This is a genomic window from Rubinisphaera italica (genome assembly GCF_007859715.1).
Taxonomy (GTDB): Bacteria; Planctomycetota; Planctomycetia; order Planctomycetales; family Planctomycetaceae; genus Rubinisphaera; species Rubinisphaera italica.
This window is the reverse complement of record NZ_SJPG01000001.1, coordinates 44,990-66,680: the sequence shown is the minus strand read 5'-3', so window position 1 is coordinate 66,680 and position 21,691 is coordinate 44,990. Positions and strand designations below refer to the sequence as shown.

The 21,691-nt window shown below is 48.5% G+C and carries 17 protein-coding genes; 9 read left to right on the top strand and 8 right to left on the bottom strand.

Annotated elements, in window-relative coordinates; translation table 11 throughout:
• Window positions 1-194 precede the first annotated feature (194 nt).
• The 5 genes from Pan54_RS00275 to Pan54_RS00255 all read left to right on the top strand — a co-directional run bounded on the left by Pan54_RS00275 (window position 195) and on the right by Pan54_RS00255 (window position 5,455).
• Entirely contained in the window at window positions 195-1,340 is a 1,146-nt protein-coding gene (locus Pan54_RS00275) for a type IV pilus twitching motility protein PilT (RefSeq protein WP_146501510.1), read from the top strand.
• A 47-nt stretch (window positions 1,341-1,387) separates the two neighbouring features.
• On the top strand, window positions 1,388-2,002 hold the full coding sequence (locus Pan54_RS00270) for an FHA domain-containing protein (protein WP_146501509.1): 615 nt from the start codon (window positions 1,388-1,390) through the stop codon (window positions 2,000-2,002).
• 333 nt (window positions 2,003-2,335) lie between these two features.
• Entirely contained in the window at window positions 2,336-3,625 is a 1,290-nt protein-coding gene (locus Pan54_RS00265) for a glucose-1-phosphate adenylyltransferase (protein WP_146501508.1), read from the top strand.
• A gap of 248 nt (window positions 3,626-3,873) precedes the next feature.
• Window positions 3,874-4,782, top strand: a complete 909-nt coding sequence (locus Pan54_RS00260; protein ID WP_165441496.1) for a tetratricopeptide repeat protein — start codon at window positions 3,874-3,876, stop codon at window positions 4,780-4,782.
• A 133-nt stretch (window positions 4,783-4,915) separates the two neighbouring features.
• Window positions 4,916-5,455 carry a hypothetical protein gene (locus Pan54_RS00255; RefSeq protein WP_146501506.1) on the top strand — a complete coding sequence of 180 codons (540 nt, stop codon included), beginning with the start codon at window positions 4,916-4,918 and terminating at the stop codon, window positions 5,453-5,455.
• Window positions 5,456-5,583: 128 nt separating this feature from the next.
• Here the strand turns inward: Pan54_RS00255 and Pan54_RS00250 are convergent, their stop codons facing one another.
• Window positions 5,584-6,279: a DUF2461 domain-containing protein gene (locus Pan54_RS00250; RefSeq protein ID WP_146501505.1), complete on the bottom strand. Its 696-nt coding sequence runs from the start codon at window positions 6,277-6,279 to the stop codon at window positions 5,584-5,586.
• Between the two features lie 467 nt (window positions 6,280-6,746).
• Here Pan54_RS00250 and Pan54_RS00245 point away from each other — a divergent pair, with 467 nt between their 5' ends.
• The 3 genes from Pan54_RS00245 to rpsN all read left to right on the top strand — a co-directional run bounded on the left by Pan54_RS00245 (window position 6,747) and on the right by rpsN (window position 10,291).
• Window positions 6,747-8,174 carry a phytoene desaturase family protein gene (locus Pan54_RS00245; protein WP_146501504.1) on the top strand — a complete coding sequence of 476 codons (1,428 nt, stop codon included), beginning with the start codon at window positions 6,747-6,749 and terminating at the stop codon, window positions 8,172-8,174.
• Window positions 8,175-8,655: 481 nt separating this feature from the next.
• Window positions 8,656-9,672: a 3-deoxy-7-phosphoheptulonate synthase gene (aroF, locus tag Pan54_RS00240; protein ID WP_146501503.1), complete on the top strand. Its 1,017-nt coding sequence runs from the start codon at window positions 8,656-8,658 to the stop codon at window positions 9,670-9,672.
• Between the two features lie 349 nt (window positions 9,673-10,021).
• Window positions 10,022-10,291, top strand: coding sequence for a 30S ribosomal protein S14 (gene rpsN, locus Pan54_RS00235; protein WP_146501502.1), 270 nt, complete (start codon window positions 10,022-10,024; stop codon window positions 10,289-10,291).
• Window positions 10,292-10,339: 48 nt separating this feature from the next.
• Here rpsN and Pan54_RS00230 read toward each other — a convergent pair whose 3' ends face one another.
• Together Pan54_RS00230 and Pan54_RS00225 are read right to left on the bottom strand one after the other, a co-directional pair.
• On the bottom strand, window positions 10,340-10,735 hold the full coding sequence (locus Pan54_RS00230; RefSeq protein WP_165441495.1) for a ComEA family DNA-binding protein: 396 nt from the start codon (window positions 10,733-10,735) through the stop codon (window positions 10,340-10,342).
• Between the two features lie 207 nt (window positions 10,736-10,942).
• Window positions 10,943-11,968 (bottom strand): PDZ domain-containing protein, encoded by a 1,026-nt coding sequence (locus Pan54_RS00225; RefSeq protein WP_146501500.1) that lies wholly within the window; start codon window positions 11,966-11,968, stop codon window positions 10,943-10,945.
• 406 nt (window positions 11,969-12,374) lie between these two features.
• Between Pan54_RS00225 and Pan54_RS00220 the strand changes: the two genes are divergently transcribed.
• Window positions 12,375-12,779, top strand: a complete 405-nt coding sequence (locus tag Pan54_RS00220) for a PilZ domain-containing protein (RefSeq protein WP_146501499.1) — start codon at window positions 12,375-12,377, stop codon at window positions 12,777-12,779.
• Between the two features lie 337 nt (window positions 12,780-13,116).
• Here Pan54_RS00220 and ftsY read toward each other — a convergent pair whose 3' ends face one another.
• The 5 genes from ftsY to Pan54_RS00195 form a co-directional block, all read right to left on the bottom strand.
• Complete coding sequence (gene ftsY, locus Pan54_RS00215) at window positions 13,117-14,058, bottom strand: signal recognition particle-docking protein FtsY (RefSeq protein ID WP_146501498.1); 942 nt, start codon at window positions 14,056-14,058, stop codon at window positions 13,117-13,119.
• A gap of 303 nt (window positions 14,059-14,361) precedes the next feature.
• Window positions 14,362-15,255, bottom strand: coding sequence for a hypothetical protein (locus Pan54_RS00210; protein ID WP_146501497.1), 894 nt, complete (start codon window positions 15,253-15,255; stop codon window positions 14,362-14,364).
• 9 nt (window positions 15,256-15,264) lie between these two features.
• Window positions 15,265-16,791: a sulfatase family protein gene (locus tag Pan54_RS00205; RefSeq protein WP_146501496.1), complete on the bottom strand. Its 1,527-nt coding sequence runs from the start codon at window positions 16,789-16,791 to the stop codon at window positions 15,265-15,267.
• 98 nt (window positions 16,792-16,889) lie between these two features.
• The gene (locus Pan54_RS00200) at window positions 16,890-17,831 is read right to left on the bottom strand and encodes a DUF6807 domain-containing protein (protein ID WP_146501495.1); all 942 of its coding nucleotides are present in this window, start codon (window positions 17,829-17,831) and stop codon (window positions 16,890-16,892) included.
• Between the two features lie 217 nt (window positions 17,832-18,048).
• The gene (locus tag Pan54_RS00195) at window positions 18,049-21,564 is read right to left on the bottom strand and encodes a hypothetical protein (RefSeq protein WP_146501494.1); all 3,516 of its coding nucleotides are present in this window, start codon (window positions 21,562-21,564) and stop codon (window positions 18,049-18,051) included.
• Window positions 21,565-21,691: the final 127 nt, after the last annotated feature.

Sequence of the window (21,691 nt, the reverse complement as noted above, 5' to 3'; positions counted from 1 at the left end):
TTGGCACTCCCCAGCCCCCAACCGCTTTCTCTCATTTTTCATTCGCCAAACGGGTTCGTTCACGGTAGGATAAGAAGCTGGTGAAAGACTAAATCCGCAGCGTTTGGAGAGTTTCTTTTCTCATTTTGGATGAAGACTCCATCGCTCGCACAAAATAGCGACCTATCAACGAAATGATTGAGGAGAATCTCCAGATGGTTCTAGTTTCAGAGTGGACAGAATCGACCTTTGATCCCAAGGGTGAAATTCCAATTGATAAAATCTTCAAGTCTGCCATCAAGCTGGGTTGTTCCGATATTCACCTGCAGGTCGATCGTCCTCCGATTTTCCGTATCAAAGGGGGACTCCGCCCGCTGCAGATGGATCCGATCAGTGAATCGCAGATGATTGAACTGACCTTTCCGATGATGGATCAGCGTAATCTTGATATTTTCCATCGCGATGGCGGGGCCGACTTTGCGAAAACGCTGATTGTCGATGGCGAACCCTGGCGATTTCGTGTGAATTTGATGACCCAGATGAGCAAAATCGGGATGGTGGCTCGAAAAATTGAACGCTCGATTCCGCCGTTCGAAGGGCTGTATCTGCCGCCAATTATGGAAGAGCTCTGTAAGTTCGATCAGGGGATGGTTCTTCTGGCCGGGGTGACAGGTTCGGGTAAGTCAACGACGATTGCCTCGATGCTCGACTGGATCAATCACAATTACAACAAGCATATTCTGACGATTGAAGACCCGATCGAATTTATTTACACGTCGGATAACTGTCTGATCAATCAGCGGGAAATCGGGCAGGATGTGATCGACTTCCATGTCGCGATGAAACATGCGGTTCGTGAAGATCCGGACATCATGCTGGTGGGGGAAATGCGAGACCAGGAAACGTTTGAAACGGCTATCCATGCTGCGGAAACTGGTCACCTGGTGTTTGGAACCATCCATGCTTCGAGTGCCCCGGGAACGATTTCCCGTGTTCTCGACCTGTTCCCTTCCTCAATGCACGCAGCGATTCGTGCGAGTATTGCGATGAACATGCGGGCGATTGTCGGTCAGAAATTGCTCAAGACGATTGTTGACAAACCGAGCCGCGTGCCGATCGTGGAAATCATGCGATTCAATCCGACAGTTCAAAAACTGGTTCGCGAGCATATGGACGAAAAACTCTCTGCCGCCATTCGTATCGGTAAAGACGAAGGGATGCAGCTGTTCAACGACAGCCTGAAACACTTCATCGATTTGGAATACGTCAGTCGAGCCGACGCCTTCGAGATTTCGCCGAATGTCGAAGAGTTGAAAATGCGACTCAAAGGAATCGACGTCAAAGCGGCTGCGATTCTGTAGTTTTGACGAGAATCTTTATGTACATGTGAATTTTGAGAAAACGGGCCATGAAAGTTTCTTTTCTAATTTTGACGGGCAAGCATCAGGGGAAAACGCTCACCCTGCCTGCTGATGTCGTGATCGTTGGCCGGGACCCGCAGGCTCACATCCGTGTGAATTCCACAGAAGTGAGTCGGCATCATTGCGAAATTCATGTCCGTGGAACCGATGTCATTGTCAAAGATCTTGGCAGTCGCAATGGGACTTTCATTAACGGGGAAGCAATTTTCGGAGAAGTACCCATACATCCGGGCGACACGCTGCATGTGGGCTCGATGGTATTTGAGCTGGCAGGAAAAAAGAAACCTGTTCCTCAAAATACACCGGGAGTCCGCAAACCGCCTGGGGCTCGGGCTGCAGCGAAAGCTCCCTCCGAAGATGAGCTAATTGACTGGCTGGCAGAAGATGAGCCGACACTCGATGCCGACACAACGATTATTTCGAATGCCGATGCCTCGAAAATGGGTTTAGGAGGGAAGCCGAATGGTGATGACCATACTTCCCTGGAATCTCCGGTGCTGGTTCCACGCTCGACATCAATAAATGTGAAACCGATTGAAGAAAATTCCCCCTCTGGTGAAGCCGCAGACATTATTAAAAAATATTGGGCCAATAAATCTTAACCCCAGTTAATCATTATTTCACAGCCATCTGCGAGTGTCATCAGACCCAATTCAGATGGGAATTCGATGATAATACCGCAAGTTGTAGAGACATAGACTCTAAATACATCAGGATTTTGTATTCCGTCAATTCGTAAGGAAAGAATCGATCCTGTCGAGTTTTGTCTCGAACTCTCATCAAATCAAATTTTTCCCATCTGTTCGCTCTGGAACTTTCGCCAGAGCGATTACAATAAAAATAATCGTCCCGATCATTCAATCGGATGACGAATAGATTCCCTCATAATAACGCTCCCTCGATTTACAATTCTGGATTGAAAGACTTTGATTCACATGCGAGACATTATTGGCCTGGTTCTTGGTGGAGGAAAAGGATCGCGACTTTTCCCGTTAACAGCCCAACGTTCGAAACCAGCCGTTCCACTGGCGGCAAAATATCGTTTGATTGATATCCCGATTGCCAACTGCATTAACAGTGGTGTCGATCGCATTTATCTGCTCACGCAATTCAACTCGGTCTCACTGCATCGTCACATTCGCCAGACCTATAACTTCGACGGCTTTCATGGCGGGTTTGTCGAAATCCTGGCTGCCCAGCAAACCATTGAAGGTGCAGACTGGTACCAGGGAACAGCTGATGCTGTCCGCAAGAATTTGAAATACATCCAGCAGCCTGGCATTAAGCATGTCATGATTCTCTCCGGCGATCAGCTTTACCGAATGGATTATCGCGATATGCTCAAGACCCATTTGGATGCCAAAGCCGATGTCACGATTGGAGCTTTGCCGGTCGATCGCGAAGCCGCTAAAGGTTTCGGAGTCATGCAGTTGGACGATAACTATCAAGTGAAGGGGTTCGTCGAAAAACCGAAAACCGATAAAGAAATCGATTCTGTCCGAACCGACCCAGCCTGGATCGATTCCCAGGGAATCGAAAGTAAAGGACGAGATTGCCTGGCCAGTATGGGAATTTATCTTTTCAATCGCGATCTACTGGTGGAATTGCTGGAAAAGACCACTCACGAAGATTTCGGCAAGGAAGTCTTTCCGATGGCAATTGATACCAAGCAGGTCAATGTGCATCTGTTTGATGGCTATTGGGAAGATATCGGAACCATCAAATCGTTTTACGATACGAACCTCGAACTGGCCAATCCGAATCCGCCCTTCGAATTTTATCGTCCGGATTCACCCATCTATACGCGACCGCGATTTTTACCCGCGACTAAAGTCAGCGGCACCTACATCGATCGCACCTTAATTGCCGATGGCTGTGTCATTGAAGAAGGGACTCGGATCGAGAACAGCGTGATCGGCTTGCGATGCCGCATCGGTAAGAATGTGACGATCAAAAATTCGATCATCATGGGAGCAGACTATTTCGAGTCAGAAGCGGATACCGACAAGCTTATGTCTAAAGGGACTCCCATCATCGGAATTGGTGATGGCTGCGTGATTGATAAGAGTATTATCGATAAAAACTGCCGTCTCGGAGAAGGTGCAATCGTCGCTCCAGACGGACGTATGGATGCGGATTTGACCAATCCGGAACTCTACATTCGAGATGGAATTCTCGTTGCCCCCAAGGCGACCACCATTCCACCGGGCTGGAAGATTTCATAACAGTTTGTGCCTTTCAACGTACAGCTATTGAAATCTGGATGGATTTCATCGCTAAGCAACAGGGCATATTTACCCAAAAAGGTGTAAACATGTCCTGTTTTAGTTTTTCGCATGCGAATTTATTGATATAAAGAGAGTCGACAACGAATCCCATTTCGATATTCATATCGATCTCTTAATGCATTGGAATGATCCGGGAAGTTCTGAGCTTCCGTTCTATGCAGACCCTTTTCTGGAGTAGTGCGTCGATGAAATACCAAATAGCTGCTGTGATTGCGGTGCTGTCGATTTCCATGGGAAGTCAGGTCTTCGCGAAAGACTATCAAAATTATAGAGAGGCCTGGAACGCAGGTGCAGGCTTCATGAATGCCGGCAACTTTGCCGCTGCCCAGGAACCGCTCGAAGCTGCATTCAAACTCAGTGACAGCGACTTAGAGAAAATGCGAATTCAACGCGCTCTGGTTGCCTGTTATCGCTTATTGCCGGAGCCAGAGAAGTTTATTGAATGCAATGAATACATCATCCTGAATTCCGATCACAATGCCACGAAATCGGTAACCCGAAGCTCTCTGCTGACCTTCATGTTCCAACGCGGAAAAATCGATCAACTCGAAGATCGATATCAGAAAAACATCAAAGACAAAAAGCAGGAAGAACTCTCTCACTTCATGCTCAGTGAACTTTACGGACGTTACAAACGCAATGCGGCTTTGTCGATCAAGCATACCGAGGAACTCGCTAAGCTAACCAAAGATTCCGGCGGCGGGATGACGGCCGCTCAGGTGGCGGAACTGGGACGCCAATATCTAACCTCCAAAAAATATAAAGAAGCCGCAGAAGCCTATGAAAAAGCGGCCGGCCTGGATGAACGAACCGCCTCCTGGAACTGGAAGGATGCAGCCGGGGCCTGGATGAAACTCAATCAACCGGAAAAAGCACAAGCCGCGATCAAGAAAGCTGAAGAACTCGGCCCAGATACCCGGAGCGATCAACTGACTTACTACTGGCACAAATCACTGGCCGACTTGCTACTCGAACTCAACGAACCCAAACGAGCCATCCCGCATCTCGAAGCAGCTCTGGAGAAGACAACCATCGATGGCTATCGCAAAACCTGCGAAGCCGACCTTGCCCGAGCCCGAAATCTCGCTCAGTAATTTTCCAAAAACATCTTAACCCGAAGCCTCAGCAAGCGGACGGCATCCGATTCGCTTTTGGAGTAACAGGAGTAGTAGTGTGTGTCTCGACATGCCCTGCTAATACTAATTAGTTCGGGCATTGAAATCACTGATGATAGACAATACTTATTATTCAAATTACCCTATATTTTCTTACCAGTTAACCGACAAGGAAATTGGCCCGTCACTTCATATAAATAAATATGATTTGAATATTGGTGTATATTTTGTATTGACTCTAAGATATGTATCTGTAATTTGCATGATCGCATTTGGGTTATACTTCATAAGTATAGATGTTTTGACAACCCTTGTTTCAATGCTGACTTCGTTATTTTTGGCGTATGTTTTTACTTTAAAAGCAAAGCTACTGTTGCAATCCATACCGATGTCTCTAACGTATCTTGGCGATATGAATAGTATAGTCATAACTCGATTAGATCGTCGAAAGTACAGTTTAAAACATATTAAGGCCATTGCTTATCAAAAGGTTGGAGATTCTGATATAATTGTGAATTTCACTGCTTCGGATGCTGACAACTCAAAGATTAATTCATTTCAAGTCGTGATGCGACATTCTGTTGATGATGTATTAATATTCTTAGCCATCTTGCAAGAAGCAAATATTGATATTAAGGACAACAGTTTTTAACTATTCAACGGCTCGGCCGCACAACATACTCTCTCGAAGCGATTCCCTAAAATGAATTCACCCGACTCTCAATTATGTTCTGGTTCACAAAGTTTAACTCAGGCTTTAGAATTCATTTTCGATGATAATCAATAACTCAACTCCAGCGCCTCACACAGAAACGTCATCAACGGCGTCCCCGCACGAAGTCTCTCGACAACCTGCTTCTGAAAATCTTTGCTGGTCACATCCTGCTCTTCAAACTTCGAAACAGCGATGAAATCTTTCCGTTTGATCTCTTCAATAGCCGGGTGCTCTTTATCGAAACCCTTGGGGGGACGAGTCAGTTTGTCACCCGCCATTTCAAAATGAGCGGCAAACTTCTTCTGAGTAATCGCCTTCTCCCAGACCTTCGGCTCCTCCGCAATTTTCTGACGAATCCACAGCAGGGGATCCCGTTCCGGATGCCAGGTCCCCACCGCAATAAACGAATTGCCCGGCTCGATATGCAGATAACAACCCGGCGCATGAATATTCCCGCCCGCTTCGTGCCGAAACTGCATGCCGATATGTGTTTTGTAGGGCGTCTTATCGTTTGAAAAACGGGTATCCCGATAAATCCGCAGGAGCGAGCCCCCCATTTTTTTCGGAATCGCTTCCAGAAACGGAGAAATCTTCTTCAACGGCTTCTGCATCGCCGTAATGAATCCCAAAGCGGGCTCCAGATAAAACTCTTCATACCGCTGCTTATTCTCTGCTAACCATTCCCGCTGATTGTTCTTCTTCAGGTCCTTCAAAAACTTCAACGTATCGGTAGGAAAACAGGTCGTTGTTTGCTCAGCCATTATTTTCTCCGTTGTAGGAATTACGGAATCTTGTGGAATATTTTATTTAGTTGGATAGCCCCGAAAGATTCTTTCGGGGCGGCGCAGCCGCAAGAAACGTCTGAGAAATCTACCACATCAATCTGAAGTCTTCTTGTGGACTTCGTCCACCCAGATAGCGGAGCGATCTGGGCTATCCGTTCCCAAATTGAATCCCCCATAAAACCATCTGATGATTCAATCATTCCTTCATTTCTGTATAAGTTGATTAGAGTCATACGACGGCGGCATTTCCAGTCTTGCCCCAATAACGCGCTTGTAATCAAGCTTCTCCAACATTTGCGCTCACTGCAGACTGTATCTTTTGACGCTTCAGTTCTACAATCGGGCGTGCTGATGCTGATGATATTCGATGATGCATCCTTCTGATTTTCAGCGTTTTTCGATATTTTGCCCGTTTTCTCCTCTGTTTTCGTGATACCTGAGTCATGGCTAAAGATTTTCTCGCAGATGTTCGCGACCACTACGATGTCATTGTGATTGGCAGCGGCCTGGCCGGTTTGACCGGGGCCAATGTCCTCGCCAAACAGGGCTATTCCGTCCTTCTGCTCGAACATCACTACCAACTCGGCGGCATGGCGACCTGGTTCAAGCGTCGCGGCGGACACATTTTCGACATCTCCCTCCACGGCTTCCCCAACGGCATGGTCAAAAGCTGTCGCAAGTACTGGACAAAAGAAATTGCCGATAAAATCGTTCAGCTCAAGGGAATCCGCTTCGAAAATCCACAGTTCTCGCTGGAAACCACCTTCAATCGCGATGATTTCACCAAACTCCTGATCGACAAATTCCAGGTCGAACCGCAAACCGTGCAGGATTTCTTCGACACTGCCCGCAACATGAACTTCTACGACGATCAGTCGATGACGACTCGCGAACTGTTCGAAAAGTACTTCCCGGGCCGGGATGATGTCGTACGTCTGCTCATGGAACCGATCACCTACGCCAACGGCTCGACCCTCGAAGACCCAGCCATCACCTATGGCATCGTCTTTTCCAACTTCATGAACAAAGGTGTGTTTACCTTCAAAGGCGGAACCGATGCCCTGATTACCGAAATGCGGGAAGAACTGATCAAAAACGGCGTCGACCTGCGTATCCGATCTCTGGTCGAGAAGATTGAAGTCGACAAAAATCGCAAAGTGACCGGCGTCGTCGTCAACGGAAAACGGATTGGCTGTACTGCCGTCCTGGCCAATGCAAATATCAAATCGACAATCCTGCATCTGGCTGGCGAAGAGAATTTCGATCCGGAATTCGTCGAAGAAGCGAAAGCGGTTCGTGTTAATAACAGTTCCTGCCAGGTTTACATGGGACTCAAACCGGGAGTCGGTTTCGATTACTGCGGCGATTTGCTGTTCCACTCAGAACATCGCGGGTTTGATATCGAAGCGATGCTCAGTAAACAAATCAGCAGCCGGACGTTTTCGTTTTATTACCCCGAAACCCGTCCCGGCTCCGACCGCTGGCTGATTGTCTCCTCAACAAACGCCCGCTACGAAGACTGGGCAAATCTTTCGGAAGAAGATTATGAGCGGGATAAGAAGGATCTCTGCGAAAAAACTCTCGATTGCCTCGAACAATACGTCCCCGGCATTCGCGAAAAACTCGACTGGGTCGAAGCCTCCACGCCGCGAACTTTTAAGCATTATACCCGCCATATCCAGGGGTCTTCCTTCGGCACGAAGTTCGAAGGCCTGAAGGTCAGTCAGGATCTCCCCCAGCAGATTCAGGGCCTGCATCATGCCGGCTCGGTCGGCATCATCATGTCGGGCTGGCTGGGAGCCATGAATTATGGCGTGATTGTCTCCAACGAGATCGACAAATATCTCACTCCATCAGCAGCCACGATTTAATCACAGGATGTCACTCCATCTGGTGCACGCTCAGAACGAAGTGAAGGGCGTGGAATACGCTCCCGACCACGCCCTTCGCGTGGCTCCTGTTGTTTATACATAACTCTCTTCCCTTCTCCTTGGGGAGCGGTTGGCCGAAGGCCGGATGAGGGGATTCCTTCGACGTTCTTATTCAATCAACACTAAACTCCCTCACCCTCTCACAGAAGGGGAGGGGACAAAAACCAACTGATTTCTCTGGAAGATGGAATCACCACGCCCATCACTTCGTTCTGGGTCGTGCCAGCCAATCGACAGTTAACAATTTATTTGTCATGCAGTTTCCGTCTTTCCAGAGAACATATTTGAATTCTTCGTGTCATGGATTGCAAGTATCTGCGAACTACACATATCACAGATGCGGGCGTATAATGTGAAGGATATCAATTCGATGAAACTTCCCTCGCATCGGTTATCCATTAAGAAAATTATAAGGTGAGAAATGATTATTGTGATGCGACAGGATGCGTCCCGCGAAGCGGCTGAAGATGTGGCGAAACGAGTCGAAGCTCTTGGTTTGAAGCCGAATCTCATTTTCGGGGAAGAGCGAACTGTGGTCGCAGTCATCGGAGATGACCGGCGAAAAGATCGCGAGAAATTCGAGTCCTGCGAGGGCGTCGACAAAGTGCTGACTATTCTCGCAGAATACAAAATCGCCTCACTGGAAACCAAACCCGAACCAACTGTCATCCGGACTCATGACCTGGTCATTGGCGGCGGCAATTTCGGAGTGATCGCTGGCCCTTGTTCAGTCGAAAGTGAAGAGCAGATTCTCGCATCGGCCCGGGCCGTCAAAGCAGCTGGGGCAACCGGACTACGCGGCGGAGCTTTCAAGCCACGAACAAGCCCTTACTCATTCCAGGGTATGAAAGAAGAAGGCCTGAAACTGATGGCAGCCGCCCGTGAAGAAACTGGCCTGGCGGTTGTGACCGAAGTGATGACCCCCCAACACGTTGATCTGGTCGCTTCCTATGCCGATGTCATGCAGATCGGTGCCCGGAATATGCAAAACTACCATCTGCTGCAGGCGGTCGGAGAATGCGATAAACCGGTCATGCTCAAGCGGGGAGCCTCGGCTACGATGGACGAATTCCTTCTGGCAGCTGAATACATTCTCGATCAGGGCAATCAGCAGGTCATGCTCTGCGAACGCGGCATCCGCACGTTCGAAACGCACACTCGCTTCACACTTCCCCTCGCTTCAGTGGCTTACCTGAAATCAAAGACTCACCTGCCAGTTGTGATCGACCCCAGCCATGGAACAGGCCATTCAAATCTTGTCCCTTCCATGTGCTCGGCTTCAGTCGCTGTGAAAGCCGATGGAATGATCGTCGAAGTCCATCCGGATCCGTCCAACGCTATGAGCGACGGAGCCCAGTCGCTGACCTTCAAAGTGTTTGAAGCCACCATGCAGGAATGTCGAAAAATCGCCGACGCCATCGGCCTGACTTTGCACTAAACCAACATATCAAAGCATGATCAAAATAAACAAGTCGGGTGGCGGGGGCGCTCCGCGTTAGCGGTAGCCCCCGAAAGTTCTACGATTCGGGGGGCTTCTCTACGAGAGCGCCCCCGCCACCCTTGTTTTATTGGCTAACCCAGCCTGCTCCAGTTCGGAGATTGCCTGTTTTTGCTCTATTATCCCGAAAATCAGCAAAAAAGCGTAGCAATGCCCTTCAGATCAGTTGACGAAACAACCGAAATCGATCATCGTACATGACTCAATTTTGACAGATTCACGAACGGAAGGTTCGTGCCCGCTTATTTTGCGGAACATAAATCCTTTATTTGATGAGTAACAAGGCGAAATGGCTTCTAAATCCAAGATCGAAAAACAGAAACGTAACCGACTTCTGATCGAAAAATACGCTGAAAAACGCAAAGAACTCAAAGCCGCTGGCGATTACGAAGCTCTGGCCAAACTGCCACGCAGTTCCAGCCCGACTCGCCTGCGTCGTCTTTGCCAGTTGACTGGTCGTCCTCGCGGTGTTTATCGCAAGTTCCAGGTCTCACGTATTATGCTGCGTGATATGGCATTGGATGGGTTGATTCCAGGAATGCGAAAAGCCAGCTGGTAAGATCGATCGAGTCTACACAATCTTGAGCACCTCTTGTGAGGTGCTTTTTTATTGCGCGGGTTTAAATTCTTCTTGAGTCATTGTCAAATGCGGCTCGATCCGGGCAAATGTTTTTGCCCCAATGCCTTTGACCTCCTGCAGTTCCTGAATGCTCTCAAATCGTCCCTGCTGTTCACGATGAGCCACGATTCGCTTGCCGATAACCTCTCCTATCCCGTCCAGCAGCGAAAACTCCAGCCAGTTCGCCTCATTGATATCAATCACATATCCAATCGGCCCGGGCTGCAGACGCCGAATCTCGATTTCCTCAGCTCGCCAGTGCGAAAGCGAAAGCGAGCGAATCAATACCCAGCTTGTCAAAATCAGACAAATCAGGGCGACTATTTTCTGATCGGATAGAGTGAGCAGGGGACTGCGCGATTGCGTAGTTACAGCAGAATTCACCAAGACTTCCTGTTCATTCCCAGAACTGCTGGGCAAATCATTCTTCAGCTCAGATTCGGAGTCTGTTGATGATTCCAGGCCTGCAGGCATTCTGACTATATACTCCGAGAAAAAGTACCAGACGGGTGGCTGGGGTCGTAGCGAAGTGAAGGCCCCAGAATTTACTTCTTTCGGGTCTCATTTCTTTCCCTTTTACTTTATTGCCAGTTACTCAAGCAATTCTTTCATCTTCGCCAGCACATCCTCAATCGGAACCGCCAACGTATCCGTTCGTCCTGCCCGTGCGATGTTGATGCCCACTAGTTCTCCTTCCAGATTGACGATCGGTCCACCACAGTTATCCGGATGCAGCAGAGTATCGTGCTGCAGGACACTGCGAAAACCAGAGCGGCGGGCACTGACATCGCTGCCAAAGCGATTCATCATCGCCTGACGATCAATCACGCTGTCCCAGGATGTCCCGACTCGCACATCAAAAGACATCAATTCCCCATCCCGCAAAGCGTTCAATGTAAACCAGTCGCCAGGCTCGTACTCGGCAAATAACCTGGAAAGCCTGTTTCGTTTCTGCAGCGGTTTATTGGCTTCACTGAGAATGATATCGCCCGATTTTAACCCTGCTCGAGAAGCACCACTGTTGGCGTACACATCTTTCACCATCAAACCTTCATCGCTTTGGTCGACCGTCAATCCAACATATCCTTCCGAGGATAGTATCTCACGAGGCAAAGCTCCTAGAACTCCAATTCCCATCGGCAACTCTTCTGCATATTTGAGGGAAACGATCCATTGGCCTGCTTGCAACTTCTCAGCAGTTTTCACCTCGGGCAGATTCAATCTTGTGGGGCGTTTGCAGGAAATGAAAATCATATCCTGAGCCTTGTCATATCCCAGAAAGTTTGCGGCAACCCAGCGATCAGCCGGCAAATGGCAGCGAAACATGTCAGCCTCGGAAACATATTCTTCCAGCGAACTGGCCTTAGTGACGCAAATTCCCTTTTGAGCATCTATGAGCGTGCCGGGCACGGTAATCGTTTCATTAATCTCAATTTCAATCGCTAATTGAGGTGCCTTGGCAACAATCTCCCGAAAGGCGAGTTTGAGCTGTTCACCATGGCGGGAATATGAGGAGTCGAGAGCCTCTTCTGCCCAGGTTGCAGAAGATTCCATCATTGTGATCATAATGATCAGGATGGAGAATGAAGCCCTGCAAAACAACGCTCGATTTTTCATTACGTTTTCTCCTGTTATGCGAAATCATAATTTTATACATTTTATCCACATCGTTTTGTGAAAATCGATGGCTTAAAGTCATGAAATCAAAAAAACCAGTAATTTGATCAATTTTCGGTTTCAGAAAATCCCCAAACGGAACCATTGGTCGAGAGCATCTAATTTCAGACAATTGGCGTTATTATCGCAGTAATCGATACTTATCGTGTGCTAAATGTTCTTTAAAATGCGATCTATTGCGCTTTGATGCAAAATGTCGACATAGATTTCAATGTCTTCATTTCCGAAAGAAATAAGACTTGAGGCATCCTGAAACAGAAGTATCAAGGTCTGAGTCTCCAGCAATCATTTATGATTGACAGGTCAAGTCGCATGCCTGCGGAAGATTCAGTAATGGAGTGAGAACATGATGGTTGAAACACAATTCATCAGTGCCGAACATTATTCGGAACGACAAAAGCGATCCGCCCAAAGAATCCTTGATTCGCTGGACCGAGGTGAGGCACGTCTGCAGGATCATTACACGCAGGTTCGCAATTACAAGCGAGCCAGTTGCCGGAAAGTGATTCACGTACGAATTCCCAATCCGGGTGGGGAACCATTCGCGTTTAGTGTATTTATGCGAGATGTCAGTTCCAGTGGAGCAGGATTTATCTACCCCGGCCCCATTCCAAACGAGAAGATCCTGATTGGAATTCCAATTCCAGGTCGTGATGATACATGGTTCGAAGGCGTTATCGCACGACGAAAAGAATTCATGCAGGAAGGATTCTGGGACTACGGCGTTCGCTTTACAGGCCGATTGACCTAACCTCCTCGTACAGTACTCTTTCGTCGAACACGCGGAACACACACGAAATCTTAGCTGAAATGCCGCAATAGCAGGTCAGGCTTGTCTTCGATTGAAAGGTGTAGACGATAGGTAGTGCAAAGATTTTAAATTTTATAACAATAAATATTTAAGCCACAAAGACCCCAGTGAGGATCTCCCCTCAACTTATTTATGTTATTGATGAATGATAATTAACCGCCAAGAGGCCAAGAGAAAAGTAGATCTGAAACAGGACATGCAGTAAAACGAAGATTGCTGTTCGATTTGTTTGAGGCCCAAATCCAAGCTCTGAAGGGGCATCAGAGGCTTTGCCGCGTCATTCCGCAATTAACGCCTCCGCGAAGCTGTCTGGATCGAACAATTGCAAATCATCGATTTGCTCACCAACGCCAACATACTTCACTGGAATGCCCATTTTCTGTCGAATAGCCACCACAACTCCGCCTTTGGCAGTGCCATCGAGTTTAGCCAGGATCAATCCTGTCGAATTGATAATGCCCGAAAATTGTTCAGCTTGAACGATTCCGTTCTGACCGGTCGTCGCATCCAGAACCAGCAGACTTTCGTGGGGACCGCCCGGAATTTTCTTGCTGATGACGCGGTGAATCTTTTCCAGTTCCTGCATCAGATTCTTCTGCGTCTGCAGTCGACCAGCAGTGTCGATAATCACGATATCTGCTCCCGTTTCCAGAGCCCGTTCGCAACCGGAGTAAGCGACACTAGCCGGATCGGTTCCGCTCGGCTTGGTTACAATATCGCAGCCAATCCGCTCGCTCCACATCCGCAACTGTTCCACTGCAGCCGCTCGAAAGGTATCGCCTGCAGCCAACACAACTTTCTTACCCGATTTCGTGAACAGATTCGCCAGCTTGGCAATTGAGGTCGTCTTTCCGACACCATTCACACCAGCGACCAGAATCACAGTCGGCCCTTCTTCAGCCAGATTCAAAGCGGAAAGCGGATCGTTCACATCCCAGTGAACATCTTCTTCCCCCTTGAGCAGGCCTTTGAGTTTCTCTCGAACCGTTTCCCAAATCGCTTCCAGATCGACCGTTCGTCCCCGATGTTTCTTGCGGAGTTCCTCGACGATTTCCATCGAAGCGGTCACGCCCATATCGGATTCGACAAGCCGTCGTTCAAACTGAGCCAGATGTTCATCCGTCAGAATTTCCCCGGCTCGAAACAGGTCGCGAACATCCGTATTGAGAACCTTAGAGGTTTTTTGCAGTCCCTTTTTGAGCCGATCAAATAAGCCCATATCGTCCAGTACCTTTTAATTATTTCGATGCTTATTCCCAGGATTCCCTGAGACTCTAACCTGTAGGTCAAAAACAAGCACGAAGCGCAAGCGAGTGAATTGTACGCAGCCTCAGGCGTAACGTGCCTTGCAGATCAACCGCAACCCGAATTATAGAAAGCTTCCCGCAACGAAGCCAGTAGCCTTTTCGATCCACAATCTCCGATGGGTGGCTGGGGTCGTAGCAAAGCCAAGCCCCCAGTTCGTTATAGAGAATATGAGGCTCAATCCTGTAGGTTGGGTTAAAAAATCGCAACCCAACAACTATTCGGCAAGCTCAACCCGGCCAATGGATACATTATTCTTAACCGAGGAACTCAAATAAAGGCACCACCCGTCTCCCAAATGAGCCCAGCCTTCGAGTTCATCAACTGGAGACGCCAGATTATACGGCCCGTAATAGGTCGCCTGGTAATCTTCATTCCAAGTCGTAAACGTTAATCGATAGCGGAGACCGGCAATCTGATTCTGTACCAGCGCCAACGAATTCCAGGCTGGAACCCATTCGACGGTTTGCACCCATGGACCGCACTCCTGCTTATTGACGAGTACCCCGGTAGCACTGGAGCGTACTGCTACTTTCAGGCGTTCGGGATCGTACAATCGGAGCTCGTTGTTTTCATCACCATAGTCGGATGTGGCAATTAACCAGCGGTCGTTGACGCGCACAAACTCGGGTCGGGTCCCATTGAATGCTAAATCATCGCTGACCATATTGAGTACGGCTCGATCCAGATTTCGATCCTGCTTCATCGTCTCCCAGTCAACCGTGAAAATCGTCCCCTTTTGATTCACCGTATCGCCCAGAAATGTGCCAAATTCAGGATGATGCGTCAGCCCTGTCGGATGCGGAGCGATATCTTCCCCATTCCTGGTGAGTCGAATTTCCAGCCCGGTGTACCCCAGTTCTTCGGGCTCATCAACACTCCAGTTGTATTCACGAATCACACCCGTCGCAGCATCTCCATATAAATAGACGTGCCCCTCGTGCAAACAGACTCCTTGTCCGTAACCGATGCCAGGGATTGTCAATTGCTTGCTGATAGGCAACAGCTTTTCGACCTGTCTTGAAACTGGCTCTGCCGCCTGAAGTCCACTTGAGTGGATAACGACAATCAGCAACAGAAACAATAAAACGGCCCTGAATTGGCGTGTCATTCCAATATCCTATCGATCAAGTTGCACTTTGTAGAGTCCCTTTGCCGGATGTTTCAGGAACCAGTCGTCGGGTCGACTTTCAAGTTTTTTGCGATCTCTCGCTTCTTCCATAGCCGCATGCTTAAGGATTTCATCCGACTCCGGCTTGCGCCCCTGATCATCAATCTCTTCCTGCCACTCGACAACAGCCTCCGCCAATTTCTGCTTGATTTCAGCATAAGCCGGATCATCTGCCAGGTTATAGATTTCCCAGGGATCTTTCTGGATATCGTACAACTCTTCTGCCGGTCGAGTTGGCTCCATTAACACTGCAGGCGGTCCAGTCAATTTACCTTCCCGATGCAGATATTGTAACAATCCCATGATGGGGTACTGAGTTTCCTTGTAGTGATTGAACTCCATGAATGGCTTTTCGGGATAACCATTTTTCAGATAACGGTACCGATCCGTTCGCGCAGTGCGGATATGGAGAATTGTTTCATCGCCTCGATCGCGGCCGCCAAACACAATTTCCCGAGGCTCATCAGCATGAGATCCCATAAGAATCCGACCCTGCATTAACTTCGGCTTCTCGACACCGGCCCAGTCGAGAGTCGTCGCTGATAAATCAATCGAAGCAATCAACTGCTCACTGACTGTACCTCGCTCATAACCTTTGGGCTCAGGCAGTTGATCATTTCCTTCCGGCCAGTAAATGATCAACGGAATGTGCAACCCACTGTCGTAAGGCCACTGCTTTCCACGCGGCATCGCCCGGCCATGATCCCCAAAAAAGACGACAATTGTATTCTTATCCAGTCCATCCCGTTTAAGGAGGGCAAGCATAAATTTCACTTTTTCATCCACGGCCATCACCGTATTGAGATACTGAGCCCACACCGCACGCGATACCGAATGATCGGGATAATAAGGCGGCAAATCGATATCCTCAGGATCGGCCATCTGCGGAATGCGCTGATGCGAAGTATTCCAGGCGCTGCCGCGATGAGTTTCTGAAAAATTAACCTGTGCATAAAACGGCTGATGAGCTTTGAGGTCATTCCAGTTGTCCGTATCAAAAGGCTTCTTTGGTTTGTCGTAATTGAAATTCCAATCCGTCTTGCCAGTGCCTTTATAGAACTTGGCTGGATATTTAAGGTGTGTGAGAGTTTTGAGATTTGCGGTGTAATATCCAGCCGGTCGTAGCCAATCCGTAAGAACGCGAACCCCTTTAGGTAAAGGATTATCGCCACTGCGATGAGAACGATGATTTTGGGCATCAATGGTCATCGCATACATCCCCGTCATAAAAGACGACCGACTCGTCGAACAGACCGGCGTGACCGTGAACGCATTCTGATAGCGAACTCCGCGCCTGGCTAAATCATCCAGCGTCGGTGTCTGCACGCCGCGGGTGCCGTAGCAACTCAGTTCTGGCCCCATATCCTCGGCAATGATCCACAGAATATTCGGCTGCTCAGCAGCCTGAAGCCATGAGGGACTCATCGAGACGATCATTCCCAGAAAACAACTCGCGAGCGCATAACGACTTATCATAGGAAGACCTCGTTCTAATTGGATGATTTTTGAGTCTGCATCAAGAGGCGAGCCGAGTCAGTCATGACTCGGGTATTGCCATGATCATTGTGCGTCTATTACTGCACGTGCTCAAACTTCTGATACTGCTCAGCAACGTGCCCCTCTTTTTCATCCCCTTCGTGAACATATAAACCATATCGCAGTTTCACCGATTCTCCTGGCTGCAATGTTACAGGAGCGGCTCCGGCTTTGCCGTTGCTGTATTTCTTTTCGCCAAACGGGTTAATGGCGAACAAACCGTATCCACGAACGTGATACCGTGAGGGACGGAAATTGTCCTCGCTATCAAACAGGCTGATGCCGACGGTTTTGCCATCGACTTCGCCGTGATAATCAATCCAAGGCGATGGCTTGCCCCAGCAGTTCTTTTCGCCTTCTTCGCCCGCAGCATTCACAATCTCTCCGCCAGACATTTCTCGCATGGAGTGATTGACTCGAATTGCGAACAGTCCCTCTTTCGTGTCTCCGAAGGTTACTGGTTGATCAATCGCAGTCAGCTTTAACTCGCAAACAATCAGACGATCCGGAGTGATCGTATAACGGGTTTCTTCCTTGATCAGCGGTTTCTTATTTTGTCCCTGCCATTCATTCACAATCTCAATCACGCCATTGTCTCCCTGGGAGGAAACCATAATTTTTTGATTTTTGATGTGATCCTGCTCGTGCCAGTAATTTAGACCATCGTTGACGGTATCAATCGCAATCCAGGCTCCTTTGTGATGGAAATGCCCCATGCCAGTCTTAGCATCATTTCTCTGTTCGCCTTCTTTGTTGAAAACCTGCTCACGAACAACAAGCACATCACCGGGAGCGAGAATCGGATGAAAGTAGGGCTTCGCCTGCGAATCCGCAAAGTTATATGTGGTGAAGTGAGACCCATCGATATTGACGATGGCTTTGTCGCCTTCGCGAACAACGTTCACTTTTCCAGCTTCAAGTGAAACTGTATTCAGGAGAAGCAGAGAAAGGGCGAGGGAAATCGGCTGGAAAATCCGCATGAAGTCGTCTCCGGCTTGAGGTAGGCAGGTTGGAATCGTGTTGTGAGATACGTCCTATTAGCGTATCGCACAACGCATCAAATTCCAATGATCCCTACTTGGAAAGTGGAAGTCGGAAAGCCGAAAGCGGAATTATCAATATGGAGTCGAGTTCGTTCTCGGAGTGAAGTTTTCAATTCACCTTGAACGACTTTCCCCTTTCCACTCTCCGCTTTTGTTATTCATCTCCCCAGTTCGGCTGAACACCGAGCGTTCCTGTTAGAGAGTCGAGATATTCTTCGGATTTGATCTCTGTGATTTTGCTTTCCACCCAGGCTTTTCGATCTTCGATCTGCATCCGCTCAGAAAGCTGAACCGCATCAGGCTGCTGGCTCCATTTTTCCAGATACTCCTGATGTCGCCGCATCAATTTGAGATCAACAACCTGCTTCGCTTTAAGTCGCTCTTGATACCAGTCACTCTCAATTAAATTCTCGCGAGTAAACTGTTTGCGGAATTCTTCATCTTGAACGGTCACGCCATCATCCGAACCATGTGCCATTATTTTTACGAGGGATTGCAAAGGAGGACACAACTGGTCGTAAGTTCCATCCACCAGATACTGTTCAGCAACCTGACGATGAGCCTCGCAAATATACTTAACACCATCGTAAAACGATTCTGGATCTTGCGTTTCCGGCTTTAGGATTTTGTCGTCGAACACGCTAAGGGGATGATCGAAAATGCGTCCAAAATAATTTCGTACAAACCGACGAGTCATGCGATATCCAAGTCGTGAAAGTTCGATCTTTTCGCCATTGAACTCGACATCATCCAGTTTTTCGAGACTTCCCTCTTTAAGCAGATACGCAGGGTCCTGTTCGTGCGGTTCGAGTCGACTCCAGACTTCCGGAACCAGCAGGCTGATATCGTGATCGACCTGCACCTCAGGCCCAATATGACCCGCTGCTGTCGAAAAGCCCTTGAGTCCAGTCAGTAAATAACTCACCAGTGCTGCATTCAAGTCTGCTGCAAATCGCAGCATGTTGAACGGGCCCTTAGTTAATGCCCCCTCACTGCCAAAGCCTGTCGTCGAAGGACTTTTTCCGGTCAGCGAGCAAATCAAATCCATAAACATCTCAGGGAGTTCCTGATAATGAATCGGATTGTAAACAGCCAGCGAGCGGATACCAGCTTCTTTATCGGGAGGATTGTTACGACGCCCCATCAGCACACCATGCACAGGAAACGGCACCGCTTCATCACTTGGAATGGTACGATGCAGTCGCAAACCCCGTTCGGCGACATAACTTGGAAAAACGTTACTCATATCCGGGCGAGCCTGAAGATATCGAGGATTTTTACTGTTTGCTTCCCCAATTTTTCGTGGATTGGCAGAGCAGACGACGTATTCGGAATCCTCATCTTCAATCATCGAAGTGAGCAGTTCCTGCATCGGCTTACTGAAAGCATCGAAATCGACCACTTTCTCTGCCATCTGCAGGATGTCCTCGCGTGTCAGGGGAGCGAAGTTTGAGATGAAGTTTCTCATTCCTGCCAGGTCAGCCTCAGCCTGCTTATCAAACCCACGATGAATCGCCTCATCCGGTCGCTGAAATAAACGATATTCGCAGTTGATAAGAAACTTCAGGCTGTCCTGATTCTCCGATTTCGATAGGTTTTTCAACTGACTGGCAGGAACAACCATTGAAGCGGAGATGTCGTCTTCAGTTTGAATCTTATTTGCAGGTGAGAAGTCCTGGCGTAACTTGAACGTTCGCCATTTGCGTGGCCCCAGGAAACCGACTCGCAAATACGTTCCGACCAGTGTGCGATCCCGGAACTTCAATTCATGTCCCGGCTGACCATTCACCAAATCGACACCGAATGGTTCCATCCAGTTGTCTTCCCAGTGTTCTTCTTCAAACCGTTTGATGATAAACAGCAACGAGAGCAGATAGTCAGGAATGGACGTCAACCATTTGTTGTAATCGTCATTGTAGTCGGCTGAGGGTGTCAACAATTTAATGACACTTCCCAGTGAACGCTGCGGACCGAAGATCGGTCGAGAAACCCGATCCTTGTAGTCGGGTTGGCCGGAATAGTCTTCCCGCCAACGGGATTGAAAATCGGCTTTATCGAGAATCTCCTGAATTCGCTTAAAATCCTGATCCAGGTTTGAAACGAACAACGGACCATAATGCATGTAGTCGACCAGCGACTTACTGATTTCACTTTTGCCACCACCACTCACGGTACAGGGCTTGTGACAAAACGTTCCCTCGGCGACAGTTCCAATCAGTCGCCAACTCGGTGCATGCGGGTGCTTTTCCATGCGGATCTGATAGCCGCTCGGTGTCATGTAAACCTGACCGGGCAGCAAAGGAATTTCGTGCTTGTTGCCGTCTTTATTCCAGGAAATGCTCTGCGCGGTCAACATCGCCAAAGCATTTTCCGGGATGTAAATCAGATTGGGAAAGTTTTTGTCGATGCCGTAACCTTCGGGTTTGACATCGATAAAATCGGAGTACCGCCTGACGACATCCTCAAAGCTCTGTGCATTATACTGCATACTCTTCGCTTGGAATTTTTCGCCCAGAGAGTAGCTGCGAAACGCAATCGCACCGCCGGCATGTTCCTCTTCCGTATTGCCGTAGAGATTGGTTGCATAGCTGATTTGCGTTTTGACTTCCTTCTTGCAATAGCCGAAGTAGTTGTCGGCAATCAGTGTGATGACGACACCACTTTTGTCACGGCAGGTAATCTTGAACGGTTGGCCGTCATTATAAAGTTCGGACTCCTCCTTCCAGCACATGCTGTCGCGTCGCTGACGGGCCGTCGCATCATCGTAATGAGGTAACCCCAGTTCTTTCTTCGTGCAACTGAGCATTTGAGGAGCCAATACGACACAGCCTGTATGTCCGCTCCAGTGCTCCACATCCAGCCCTGCATCGTTGTCGGGCAGTAACGGGTCGCCAGCATTTCCGAAAATCGATTCGACAAAATCGAGATTGCTGACCAGTGAGCCCGGAGCAAAAAAGCGAATCTCCATACTTTTGTGAGTTCCATATCCCGGCACCTGTGGGGCGATCAACGGACGGAGATACAGTGATACGAAAGTATGGGCCTTATCGGGAGCATCAGCGGTGAAGGGGAGTTCCAGAAACTCTTGTGGCGGATTCATGGCGACTTGAAACAGATTTGCAAAAACCAGTTTCGGAACCGCTTTTTTATCACCAGAAATCGGCAATCCCCCCTCGGCAACATGAAATGTGCCTTTGGTCGTCCGACGATCGTGTCTTGGGTTATGCAGAACACCATTCTTGACCCGGTAGGAATTGACCAGATCGTTCTTATAAAAATTTCCATTGGCGGGCAACGACAGCGCGCGACCCATCCCGTGACGTTCAAGCGTGAGAGTCTGGTCGGGAAGCCGAAGTGGGATCTCCAGATTGAGCGAAGCGAAATAGCGATCCAGATAGTTTTCGATTCGTTGATCGACAGGAATTGGTGAAGAACGTAGCAAACGATTTTTTTCACGGTAGTTTTCGAGCAGCGACTCAGAGATATCAAAGATCTGTTCATCTGCAGTGGCAGGCACGCAAGGCAAACCGGAGGCTTTGAGTTGCAGATTGGCGTGTGTGACCAATCGACGTTCATATTCTTCACGATCAGTCGATTCTTTTAGAAAACCGAGTGATCGCTCCTGATCGAGACCAAACAAATTAATAAACTTATTGGAGTCCGTTGGCATGGTGAATCTTTATCAAGGTTAGAATAACTGAAATCTACACGAGAGAGCACGCCCGTGGATTGCTGCACACTATCATCCTCAATCTGTTCTGATCATCAAGCCTGCGGGAGAGACAACAGAAAAAAAC

Bases quoted from the DNA above. Each gene is read 5' to 3' on its own strand.
- Pan54_RS00260 (WP_165441496.1), top strand. From the start codon at position 3,874: ATGAAATACCAAATAGCTGCTGTGATTGCGGTGCTGTCGATTTCCATG.
- Pan54_RS00270 (WP_146501509.1), top strand. From the start codon at position 1,388: ATGAAAGTTTCTTTTCTAATTTTGACGGGCAAGCATCAGGGGAAAACG.
- aroF (WP_146501503.1), top strand. From the start codon at position 8,656: ATGATTATTGTGATGCGACAGGATGCGTCCCGCGAAGCGGCTGAAGAT.
- Pan54_RS00275 (WP_146501510.1), top strand. From the start codon at position 195: ATGGTTCTAGTTTCAGAGTGGACAGAATCGACCTTTGATCCCAAGGGT.
- Pan54_RS00220 (WP_146501499.1), top strand. From the start codon at position 12,375: ATGATGGTTGAAACACAATTCATCAGTGCCGAACATTATTCGGAACGA.
- Pan54_RS00245 (WP_146501504.1), top strand. From the start codon at position 6,747: ATGGCTAAAGATTTTCTCGCAGATGTTCGCGACCACTACGATGTCATT.
- ftsY (WP_146501498.1), bottom strand. From the start codon at position 14,058: ATGGGCTTATTTGATCGGCTCAAAAAGGGACTGCAAAAAACCTCTAAG.
- Pan54_RS00225 (WP_146501500.1), bottom strand. From the start codon at position 11,968: ATGAAAAATCGAGCGTTGTTTTGCAGGGCTTCATTCTCCATCCTGATC.
- Pan54_RS00210 (WP_146501497.1), bottom strand. From the start codon at position 15,255: ATGACACGCCAATTCAGGGCCGTTTTATTGTTTCTGTTGCTGATTGTC.
- Pan54_RS00205 (WP_146501496.1), bottom strand. From the start codon at position 16,791: ATGATAAGTCGTTATGCGCTCGCGAGTTGTTTTCTGGGAATGATCGTC.
- Pan54_RS00200 (WP_146501495.1), bottom strand. From the start codon at position 17,831: ATGCGGATTTTCCAGCCGATTTCCCTCGCCCTTTCTCTGCTTCTCCTG.
- Pan54_RS00195 (WP_146501494.1), bottom strand. From the start codon at position 21,564: ATGCCAACGGACTCCAATAAGTTTATTAATTTGTTTGGTCTCGATCAG.
- Pan54_RS00255 (WP_146501506.1), top strand. From the start codon at position 4,916: ATGATAGACAATACTTATTATTCAAATTACCCTATATTTTCTTACCAG.
- Pan54_RS00250 (WP_146501505.1), bottom strand. From the start codon at position 6,279: ATGGCTGAGCAAACAACGACCTGTTTTCCTACCGATACGTTGAAGTTT.
- rpsN (WP_146501502.1), top strand. From the start codon at position 10,022: ATGGCTTCTAAATCCAAGATCGAAAAACAGAAACGTAACCGACTTCTG.
- Pan54_RS00265 (WP_146501508.1), top strand. From the start codon at position 2,336: ATGCGAGACATTATTGGCCTGGTTCTTGGTGGAGGAAAAGGATCGCGA.